This window comes from Pseudanabaena biceps PCC 7429, assembly GCF_000332215.1.
In the GTDB taxonomy this organism is placed as follows: Bacteria; Cyanobacteriota; Cyanobacteriia; order Pseudanabaenales; family Pseudanabaenaceae; genus Pseudanabaena; species Pseudanabaena biceps.
The window spans coordinates 1-10,172 of sequence record NZ_ALWB01000220.1 but is presented as its reverse complement, the minus strand read 5'-3'; the positions used below and the strand labels follow the sequence as shown (position 1 = coordinate 10,172).

Annotated in this window: 9 protein-coding genes; 1 reads left to right on the top strand and 8 read right to left on the bottom strand. The window is 44.1% G+C overall.

Going from position 1 to position 10,172, the window contains the following annotated elements; all coding sequences use genetic code 11:
- Nucleotides 1-194 precede the first annotated feature (194 nt).
- On the top strand, nucleotides 195-734 hold the full coding sequence (locus tag PSE7429_RS18840; protein WP_009628922.1) for a pyridoxamine 5'-phosphate oxidase family protein: 540 nt from the start codon (nucleotides 195-197) through the stop codon (nucleotides 732-734).
- 45 nt (nucleotides 735-779) lie between these two features.
- On the opposite strand, the gene PSE7429_RS18835 is transcribed toward PSE7429_RS18840, so the two are convergent.
- The 8 genes from PSE7429_RS18835 to PSE7429_RS18800 all read right to left on the bottom strand — a co-directional run bounded on the left by PSE7429_RS18835 (nucleotide 780) and on the right by PSE7429_RS18800 (nucleotide 9,800).
- Nucleotides 780-2,039, bottom strand: coding sequence for a tetratricopeptide repeat protein (locus PSE7429_RS18835; protein WP_009628921.1), 1,260 nt, complete (start codon nucleotides 2,037-2,039; stop codon nucleotides 780-782).
- A 512-nt stretch (nucleotides 2,040-2,551) separates the two neighbouring features.
- Nucleotides 2,552-3,325, bottom strand: a complete 774-nt coding sequence (locus PSE7429_RS18830; protein WP_009628920.1) for an alpha/beta fold hydrolase — start codon at nucleotides 3,323-3,325, stop codon at nucleotides 2,552-2,554.
- A gap of 524 nt (nucleotides 3,326-3,849) precedes the next feature.
- Nucleotides 3,850-5,790, bottom strand: coding sequence for a serine/threonine-protein kinase (locus PSE7429_RS18825; protein WP_009628919.1), 1,941 nt, complete (start codon nucleotides 5,788-5,790; stop codon nucleotides 3,850-3,852).
- A 201-nt stretch (nucleotides 5,791-5,991) separates the two neighbouring features.
- Complete coding sequence (gene pgsA, locus PSE7429_RS18820) at nucleotides 5,992-6,555, bottom strand: CDP-diacylglycerol--glycerol-3-phosphate 3-phosphatidyltransferase (RefSeq protein ID WP_009628918.1); 564 nt, start codon at nucleotides 6,553-6,555, stop codon at nucleotides 5,992-5,994.
- Between the two features lie 242 nt (nucleotides 6,556-6,797).
- The gene (locus PSE7429_RS18815; protein WP_009628917.1) at nucleotides 6,798-8,015 is read right to left on the bottom strand and encodes a glycosyltransferase; all 1,218 of its coding nucleotides are present in this window, start codon (nucleotides 8,013-8,015) and stop codon (nucleotides 6,798-6,800) included.
- Nucleotides 8,016-8,118: 103 nt separating this feature from the next.
- The gene (locus tag PSE7429_RS18810) at nucleotides 8,119-8,754 is read right to left on the bottom strand and encodes a hypothetical protein (protein ID WP_009628916.1); all 636 of its coding nucleotides are present in this window, start codon (nucleotides 8,752-8,754) and stop codon (nucleotides 8,119-8,121) included.
- A gap of 2 nt (nucleotides 8,755-8,756) precedes the next feature.
- The gene (locus tag PSE7429_RS18805; protein ID WP_009628915.1) at nucleotides 8,757-9,203 is read right to left on the bottom strand and encodes a T3SS (YopN, CesT) and YbjN peptide-binding chaperone 1; all 447 of its coding nucleotides are present in this window, start codon (nucleotides 9,201-9,203) and stop codon (nucleotides 8,757-8,759) included.
- 153 nt (nucleotides 9,204-9,356) lie between these two features.
- Nucleotides 9,357-9,800, bottom strand: coding sequence for a T3SS (YopN, CesT) and YbjN peptide-binding chaperone 1 (locus PSE7429_RS18800; protein ID WP_009628914.1), 444 nt, complete (start codon nucleotides 9,798-9,800; stop codon nucleotides 9,357-9,359).
- Nucleotides 9,801-10,172 lie beyond the last annotated feature (372 nt).

Genomic DNA, 10,172 nt, shown 5'->3' with positions numbered 1-10,172 from the left:
GAGATGCGGCGCGAAGCGCCGCATCTCTCTTTTGGGTTTTATGTCCTGATAAACTTGGCGTTATCCCAATTCACGAAAGTGTGACAACACTTTTGTGAATTAAAAAACAAACCCAGTAAGGGTTTTCAAGGCTCAAAATGGCTACGCCATTTTGAGCCTTGGTATTAGCTATAAGTAAAGGAGAAAAATTTCCTATGGCAAAATTTTACGATCGCCTAACAACTGAGTTACAGGATTTTATCAAGGCTCAGCATATATTCTTTGTGGCGACAGCTCCCAAGAATGGGCGCGTTAATCTCTCACCCAAAGGAATGGATGCTTTGCGGGTAATCGATGCTGCGGAGGTTGCCTATCTCGATCTCACGGGCAGTGGCAATGAAACCGCCGCCCATCTTCTTGAAAACCCCAGAATTACCATCATGTTCTGTAGTTTTACAGAAAAGCCTCTGATTTTACGCCTTTACGGTCGAGGTGAAGTTATCCATTCTAGAGACGCAATATGGCAGGAGTATCTATCTTTATTTCCTGCGATCGCAGGTACGCGTCAAATCTTCCGCATTAAGATAGAGTCGGTGCAAACATCCTGTGGATTTGCCGTTCCCTTTTATGAATTTAGGGGCGATCGCCAAGTTTTAAAGGAATGGGCAGAGCACAAAGGTGAAGAGGGGCTCTACGAATATTGGCAAAACAAGAATCAACAAAGTATTGATGGGTTGCCAACTGGACTCTTATAGAATCTGAGAAAGGCAGCGCGAAGCGTTGCCTTTCTCATCTGAGACTTAAAAACTGCCGCGCATAACTTGATTGAGCATCACCTCAATTTGTGAGGCAAGCTGAGTATGACTCATCCCAATCCGATCTAAAACGCTCAGTGCTAACTCTAGTGATCGGATAGATTTGCCTTGATATTGGTATTGAAACTGCGAACTATTACAGGTCTGGTAAAGCCCTGCTAAGTCATAGAGAGTTTTAGCATAGTCATTCATCATGCCTAACTGCTCAAAGGAAATCGATGCATCTAGTAAAGAATCCTCGGCCGTTTCGATCGCATCTTCATCAAGACTATCTAAACCTTCCAGTATGCGATGGACGTAGATCCGCCCACGAATATGTTTGGCAATGGCAATACCCTTGAGATATTGGTAATCTCGAAAACGGGGTAAAACATCTACGCGAATGCAAATTAAACTTTCTTCTATTTGCCGATCGCCCAATAAAGCTTCCGCCAGATCGCAATATAAATAGGCTATTTCAATGGTATCGACAGGCTCTTTGAGTAAAGCGATCGCTTCTTTAAGGAATAGGATCGCTGATTGCCATTGGTTATCAATGATTGCATCTTGGATGAGTAAACCAGTTACTTGCCATTCGTTATCAGCAATTGCCACCTTGGCAAGTCCTTTAAGTGCTTGTAAGCGCAAAAAATTATCGGAATTAGCAATGGCAATATCGCGAGCGCATTGAAAAAGACTAGCTGCTTGGCTATTATCCCCAGACAAAAAATATAATTGCCCCAAGTTAGTGTAACTTCTAGCAATCAGTCCTTCATCCTCCATTTCAAGGCGCACCGATAGCGATCGCTCAAAACTCATTAAAGCAGACTGCCAATCGTTGATGTGCTGGTAATAAAGCCCAATCGCATCGTCCGTAAGCGACTGCCCAGCTAAATTATCCCCATAAGCCTCATAGGCTGCTTGTAAAAGACTTAAAACATCGCTCAACTCCCCCAGTTCGAGCGCTAGAATTGCCTGTACATAGAGAAAATAAGCTTCCTGCTCGCGATCAGTATTTTGATGGTGATTTAGAGCTTCTTCCGCTTGTTTGACTAGATTCTTGGCTCTTTGCAACGAATCTGGTTGTTTCGTTGCCATCAGTTCTACCGCCAAATCAAGGTAAACCCTTGCCGTTGTTCTCGGATCTGATTCCGCATTATCTCCAAGGCTGTTATTTTGCAGACATTGTTCAAAATAGGCGATCGCTAATGTCCGATTCTGCTGCCGCAGATGCTGTCCTTGGATAAGAAATTCAGCTAACTTCATGAGAATCTCCAAAATTATGCGTGCAAGTTACCTGTTTTTAGGTGGCGCACTTCACATTTAATATCGTACCCAAATTACCCCTAGAATCACAAATTTTGATTGATCGCAATTCCAGTATTTCCCCCCTTTTTAATTATAGCTACAGTCACTTGACTTAGAACAAATCAAACCCCAAGGATTTACTGGCGGCGCTTCGCGCCGCCAGTAAATCCTTGGGGTTTATGCCCTAGTACAGGCGACAGCTATTAGAGGGCGTTATACCAAGTTAAGAAATGGCTACGCCATTTCTTAACTTAAAAACCCTTACTAGGTTTAGTTTTTAATTCACGAAAGTGTGACAACACTTTCGTGAATTGGTATTACTCTCTTCGAGGATTTAAGTTTACTTATGCTTAGGGACTTGCGAGAAAATAAGATACCAATCCAGATTTACCAGAATCGGTGGCGCGGCGGAGCCGCGCCACCGATTCTGGTTTTATATTTGGTACTTCATTAAATCGCAAGTCCCTTAGCTACTTACTGGGACTATAGTCACATTTGCTCGCCATGGCGGTATTAGTAAGCGCTAAAGAATTCCAAAAGGAACGAATTTGTTTGCTTAAGGGCTCACACTGCGAATAATGGAAGAAATGCTTTCCTTGTTTACTTATCCATAGACGATCGCTATCTTTCAGGTGTAATTGCCATTTCTGGTAGGAATTTTCGCCGCCACCACCAATTACATAGTCATCCGATGCCCCACAGACTAACATGGGCACGGCGATCGGCGTAGGGGCAATATAGGTGGGTGCGTAGAGGGAATGAGGAATTAGGGAATTATCAAGGTCCTGTTTGAGAAGATCCGCCAGCCAATGCAGCATCTCCTTATCCCGATATCCAAACAAATAAAAGGCAGTTCTCGCTAACATTGTTTCCCGACTACAGGCAATTAACTGCCTCTGCTCATAATAGTGACTGTGCCAACTGGTCGCTAAGTTGACACCTACCGATAGCAAGGTTAGCGATCGCACCTGTTCGGGATATTGACGGGCATAGAGCCAGCCGACTAAGCCTGCAATGCCATGTCCCACAAGATGCACGGATTTCGAGCAGGTTTGCAAATACTCATGCAAGGCTGCGATCGCCACATTGAGATCGATCGGCTCATCGGGATTTTGGCAATATTCCCACTGGGCGATCGCCTGTTGTCGCGATAGCGATCGCAATAGCGGCAAGTCAAATCGACGTAGAGCTTGACTGGTGCAGATACCGACAACTTGGGGCGAGGCAGACTGTCTAAAGGTCATTGTTATTGCTAGTTTTTATTGCTAAATATTTTTATTAATGATTGATATAGAATCGCAAAGATCGTCTGGGGGAATAGAACAGTTGACTGTTATCCATCAGAGCATCTTGGGGAGATTTTGTCTGAAGGTTGCGCCAGACAAGAATTTTGAAGAATAGCCTGCGTTTACCGAAGCATAGGTTGCTGAAGTGAAAAAGGATGGGGTGACAAATGATTGCTCCTACTAAATTATTTTTCAGCAATCTCGGTAAAATCAACATTTTGCCACCCAATCCTGACAACGCATTTGAACTATGAATAATGAAACGGCGCTGAGTCAACCCGTATCAGAACTTAAAAGACAGCCTAATACTATTGATTATTATTGTCAATAGATAGTTAAAATATAGCTACATTCACTTACAGCGCTTTGCGCTCAAACCCAATAGAGAGAGGTGGCGCTTCGCGCCGCCTCTCTCTATAAAGGCAACAGGATAAAAAAAGATGAGTGGCGGCGCGAAGCGCCGCCACTCATCTTTTTTTTGACTAATTTGTCTGTAATTGCCAGACCTTAACCGTGCGATCAGCACTACCACTGACTAGCGTCGAGTCTTTGGGGCTAAAACTTAGGGATAGCACAGGAGCTTCATGATTGTTCAGGATTTGGGTGGTTTCACCCGTTCTGACGCTCCAGAGGTGAATAGTTTTATCCACACCGCCAGAAGCGATCGCCGTGCCATCACGGTTAAAAGCTACCGCCAATACACCACCTGCATGTCCTGAAAAAGTACTGATCACTTTGCCAGTATTCGCATCCCAAATTTTTACAGTTTGATCTTGACTGCCACTAACTAGCATTGTGCCATCGGAACTAAAGGCGATCGCATTAACGGCAGCAGTATGTCCGTTAATGGTCAGAATTTCCTTGCCCGTACTTACATCCCAGATTTTAATAGTTTTATCAAAACTGGCACTAGCAATTCTTTTGCCATCGGGATGAAAGGCGACTGCCACGACTTTATCTTGATGTCCTGTAAAGCTCTGGAGGACAGTTCCTTTGCGCCAGTTCCACAGTTTAATCGTTTTGTCAGCACTAGCACTAACCAATTTTTCGCCATCGGGGCTATAGGCGACGCTATAAACCTGTCCGTTATGTCCTTCGAGATTGCGAATTGGTTCGCCACTGCGGAAGTTCCATAGCTTGATTGATTTATCAATACAGGCGGTTGCGAAGGTATTGCCATTGGGATGTACGGCAATCGCATTAATTCCCGAAATTGAACCGAGGTGATTTGAGAGAGTGCCAAAGGACTGATTATCACGGATATTCCATAGTCTCAACGTGCGATCGTAACTGCCACTAGCGAAGCTAAATCCATTGGGAAAGAAAGTAACAGCCCGCACCCAGCCCGTATGTCCCGTCAGATTTAAGCGCAGTTTATAGCTAGCAATGGGCTTGGATTCGATGGGGGACGTTACGGATGAAGTCGAAAGTTTCGGTAAATGTTGATAGAAATTGATCGCACCCCAGCCAAGTCCAAATAGACAGAGGAGCGCGATCGCCCACCGTCCTGCCCCTTGTCCTACCGAAAAGTCAGGCATGGAAAAATTATCGGGATCTTGATAGGTCGGAATGTTATCGAGATCGTAGAGCACCTCCTGCGCTGTCTGATAGCGATCTTCAGGATGATGCTTAACCATGCGGTTGAGAATGAGCGCTAGTTCGGGGCGAATTAACGTTCCGATTTGCCAATCTAGTAAATTCAGATCTTCACGGCGGACTAGCTGACTTGGATGTAAACCCGTTAGTAATTGAATTGCCGTTAAACCTAGGGCGTAGATGTCACAACTGGGAGTAAAATGTCCGAGCGCCTGCTCAAAGGGCATATAACTGGGAGTGCCGAGAACGACTCCATTTTGGGCTGCCGTAGCATAAACTCCCTTTAAAACAGCAAAATTAGTGAGAACAAAATGCTGATTGCTCGCGCGATCGCTACTATGGGGATGGTTTCTGCGGCGAATTAAATTGCGAGGACAAATATCGCCATGAACCATATTGGCGGTATGGGCGACATGAAGGCTGGCTAGCAGTTGTTGCAGAAAGTGAATCAACTCCACTTCGCTATAGGGCCTACCTGTCATTATTTCATCACTGAGACGAATTCCATCAATCGCTTCTTCTACGATATAAAATTCCTCCTCTTGTTCAAAATAAGTGGCGATCTTTGGGAAGTCATTACTGCGATCGCTAAGTTGTTGTAATTTGGGAACTTGATTGCGAAATAGCGATCGCGCCCAATCTAGTTGCAGATTTGTCTTGTTGATGAGACAGAAACTTTTCGCTATCCAGCGCGGCATTTCCGAAGCCACGGTATCTTCCACCAAGTACGTCTGTCCGTAAGCATCATCGGCGATCGTCTGCACAACTCGAAAGCGCCCGCCTAAAAGGTTGCCAAACGCTTTACCTAGGGTTTGTGATGTCGCCATGAGAACCTTACTCCAACCGCATCTTTTACAATAATTATAATCGAATTGGTTTCTCCTATTGTTTACAGGAAAAACTCACTTGTCTATAAGTAGCTAAGAAGTAAACTTAAATAAACTTAAAACCTAGAAGAGCGTACCGCTCGCGTAGTGGGCGGTATGCTCTCTGGCTTTGAGTTTTAATTATGCTTAACTGTTTAGTGATTATAGCGAGGATTTCGATGCTGGCACAACATAGAGAAAGCCTGAAATCAACGTGAGTCCGAAGGCAATCCAGAAAAAAACGATCGCATAGGGAAGTTTAATTAGTAACGTGGCGATCGCGATGATTTGCATCACAGTTTTTGCTTTTCCCCACAGATTCGCCCCCACAATAGTCGATTTACTTGGTTTACTTGGTTTACTTGATTCTCCTGTCTCCCCTTGAGGCTCTCCGCTAGGCGCACCACGCCAAGCCGTAATCAATAATTCTCTTGTAACGATCGCAAATACTGCCCAAGCAGGAACCTGACCAAGCTCAATAAACAAAAGAAATAAAGCGATCGTCAGTACCTTATCCACCAGAGGATCGAGGAATTTACCTAATTCGGTGATTTGATTAAGTTTTCTTGCTAAATATCCATCCAGCCAATCAGTTATCGCCGCAACTATAAATACACTTAGGGCAATGAAGCGGGTCAGTTCGCTATCTTGCCAAAGAAATAGTCCAAAAATAATGGGAACGGCAATCAGCCTCGATAGAGTAACCCAAGTTGGTAGCGTAATCATAAAATATACAAATCACAAATAATAGGAATAAGTAGCTAGGCATAAGTAAACTTAAAGCTTAGAAGAGCATACCGCCCACGCAGCGGGCGGTATGCTTTCTGGTTTTGGTTTTTAATTATGCCGAACTACTTAATACAAATATAGCTGTCGTCACTCGCGTTAGCATAAAGCCCAAGAAGAGAAGGTTGGCGCGAAGCGCCAACCTTCTCTTCTTGGGCTTTATTGGACTTTATCTTATCTGCTTATTTAGTTTGGGTAACTCGCCAACTAAGTTTCAGATTAAACCAGAAGTTCCAAATAGTCACGATCGCGATCGCGATGAGATTCGCGATATATTTATTGACATGAAAATAATTATAAAGAGTATTGAGAATAATCAAATTCAATCCAATCCCTACCAAGCATATAAGATTGAACTTCAGGAATCTCTTCATTCTCTTTCCCCAGCCAGTTTGTTGGCTAGAGAAATCTCTAAATGTCCATAGATCGTTCCATAGGAAATTATTGATAATTGCTATTTCCGAAGCGATAATTTTACTGCGGGTCAGTCCCCAATGGAGGGTGTATTCGTCACTTAGCAGATATAGGATCGTCATATCTAAAAATACTCCACTTAAACCCACCAAACCAAAGCTGAGAAATCGTTTGATCGGAGTCCGAAATTTCTCTCGTAACTTGGTAATCCTACCGCGCGATCGCAAGCGGAGCAGGTGCAAAATATAATCGACGTATTGCCGCCAAGTAACTTTGCTCTCGCCTTCTTGTCGCTCCTGAAATACATAACCAACTTCCATCACCGAGCCAATATTGCCTCGCCCCAATACTTCGATGAGAATTTTATATCCCAAGGGATTCATCGCACAGTTCGCGATCGCACTGCGTCTAACGATAAAGTAACCGCTCATCGGATCGGATACTCGTCCGATTACGTTTGGCAAAATGAGCAAACCTAGAATCTGTGCGCCGCGTGAGAGAAACCGACGGATAAATCCCCAATCGCTGACTCCACCACCCTCCACATGGCGACTCGCTACCGCGAGATCGGCTCCCTTATCTATCGCCTCAAGCATCTGAATTAAGGTTTCGGGAGGATGTTGTAAATCTCCATCAATCACCCCTAAAATCTCGCCCTGAGAAGCTTGCCAGCCACGAATTACTGCTGTTGAAAGTCCTTTTTCTTGTTGGCGACGGATCACGCGCAATTGAGGATAATCGGGCATTAAGTCTAGCCCAACCTGCCATGTCGAATCTGGGCTATCATCATCAACAATGATTAATTCATATTCCCCATAAAAATAATTGTTTAATAGCTCAGTCAGAATTTCGACAAGTTTTGCTAAATTTTTGCTCTCATTATAGGTAGGGACGATTAAGGAAAATCTGATGGATGGTTCTTCATTAGATAGAATTTCATTGATTTGAAAAGAACCAATTGGAACGGGGGTAAGTTTATTTGACATTTGTTGAGCTTTGTTAAGTGTTGTCCGTGTTTTTTATGAAGGATTGCCGTGAAAGATATAGGAAGAAGGAGATGCGATCCATAACATGTTATGGATGTACATGTTATGGATGCACCTGCCCCAAGATGGCACTGAGGCGATCGTAATCATCCTTGAGTAAAACACTCAACTTCCGCCCTGACTGGACGAGCCAATTGCGATCGCATTTACGGACTTGATAGACATTGCGTAATACGGCGGCAATTAACTCATCAACTGGCGCATTGGTCATCTGTGCTAAGGTTCGCAAAAAATTTAACTCTTCGGTGAACATTTCAATTTCACGATCTTCACAGGCGTACACGGCTTGATGAATTTGTGGTGGTCGGGAAGGTAAATGTTGGTAAATATTTCCCACCGAACTAAAGCCGAGCAATACAACTTTAATTTCAGAACGTAGCATTGCAAAAATTTGGGGTTGTTGCTCGCGCAACTCTTGCAGACTCAGTCCGAGGGCAACGGCACGGTGGACAGAGTCAATGGGTGCTGTAGTTGCATGGTAGACAACGCCATAGGCAACGATATCACTATTTTCATCCTGTTGCGACTTCACCCAACTGCCAAAGGCGGGCATGATTGGGAAGTCTAAACTTTCAGGTTCGAGGCATTGGGCGATAAACTCGGTTGATGAGGTCGCCACAACTTCAGCAAGATGTTGGGGATGGCGATCGCGCGAAGATGGAGATGAAGGTAATAGCATTTTTAAACTTCAAACAAGGCATCTGCGGCTCGTCTTCCGCCCCATCGTTCGACGATCAGATCGTCATAGCGATCGGCAGTTTCAAGCACTTCAGCCAAGGCAAGTTTAAATTCATTTTCTTGGCAGGATGCCCCCAATAACGATACATGAAATCTAATATCTCCCTCATCTGCCATGCTAAAGCCCCCAAAACGAAAGTTGTCATTCTGTTTGAGTAGATAAAGCAAGAGATCGTAACTAACTTCCACTTCGGTCGCGACATATGCCCACAGGTAAATAACAGCTTCTAATTCTCGAAAGGGGCGAATCTCGATTAGTACCGTAGCGGAGCCAAGTTGTAAGCTAAAGAGGGGACTACTGGTAACAGGGTTGACGCGATCGCAAATTTCGGGCAACCAATCCGCTACTTTTTGATAACAGTCTTGTTGGGCTTCTGTTTGAAAATTCACGCCTGCAATTTACCACTTAGTTAAAACCTCTAAGAGTTTACCGCATAATTTCAACGAAGTCTTTAGCCCTAACCGACCAAATCCCCTCAAGCTATATGGCAAAGATGGGCGGCGCGAAGCGCCGCCCATCTTTGCCATATAAATCCTATGCGGTTAAAGACTCCGCTCTAGGGCTCTTTCTCCACCCCAAGTCTTGACGATGGTGTCATCATACTTGTCCGCAGTCTGGAGAACTGAAGACACTGAAGTTTGCAATTCATCGCGATCGCAGGTCGAGCCAACTAAGGTTGTATGAAACCGAATATCACCATCATCATCAATACTGAACACGCCAAATTGCATCTCGGAATTTTTTTGGAGCAAAAATCTCATCAGATCCTGCGTAATCTCCGCGCCTGTGACCACATAAGACCAAGTGGAGATAATAGCTTCCGTATGTCCCCAAGGTAACACTTCAACGGTTGCCGTTGCCGAACCAAGGGGCAACACGAATACAGGCAGATCATAGGGTGGAGAATAAACGTTATCGTACAAGTCATGCAGCCAAGGCAAAATCTTTTCGTAACAAGCTTGTTGTATGGGTGTCTCAAATTTCATTTCATTGCCTACAATCTGATTCTTGCTGATTCTTGCGTTTGTTCATCCAGTATCGTGAAGACTTATTGCGATTTTGAATTCACACTTATGCGTTCACAGACTTGAATTTTACCTAACGATGGGCTAATTCTGCGGCAATAAAACAATTTTTTCAGTATTCTGTGTTACGACCTATAGCGCTTTTGCAAAAAATAAGGTATAGCACCATAAAATTTGTTGAGAATATAAAACTCAAAAGATGAGTGGCGGTGTTTCACGCCGCCATCTTTTGAGTTTTGAGTTGATAGTAAGGGGCTTGGCATAATTAAAACTCAGAATCAAAACCTGTCGCGCACGCTGCGCGTGCGCGACAGGTTTTTGGGTTTTATATTT

Coding starts and splice junctions, on each gene's coding strand:
- PSE7429_RS18840 (WP_009628922.1), top strand. CDS start 195: ATGGCAAAATTTTACGATCGCCTAACAACTGAGTTACAGGATTTTATC.
- PSE7429_RS18835 (WP_009628921.1), bottom strand. CDS start 2,039: ATGAAGTTAGCTGAATTTCTTATCCAAGGACAGCATCTGCGGCAGCAG.
- PSE7429_RS18830 (WP_009628920.1), bottom strand. CDS start 3,325: ATGACCTTTAGACAGTCTGCCTCGCCCCAAGTTGTCGGTATCTGCACC.
- PSE7429_RS18825 (WP_009628919.1), bottom strand. CDS start 5,790: ATGGCGACATCACAAACCCTAGGTAAAGCGTTTGGCAACCTTTTAGGC.
- pgsA (WP_009628918.1), bottom strand. CDS start 6,555: ATGATTACGCTACCAACTTGGGTTACTCTATCGAGGCTGATTGCCGTT.
- PSE7429_RS18815 (WP_009628917.1), bottom strand. CDS start 8,015: ATGTCAAATAAACTTACCCCCGTTCCAATTGGTTCTTTTCAAATCAAT.
- PSE7429_RS18810 (WP_009628916.1), bottom strand. CDS start 8,754: ATGCTATTACCTTCATCTCCATCTTCGCGCGATCGCCATCCCCAACAT.
- PSE7429_RS18800 (WP_009628914.1), bottom strand. CDS start 9,800: ATGAAATTTGAGACACCCATACAACAAGCTTGTTACGAAAAGATTTTG.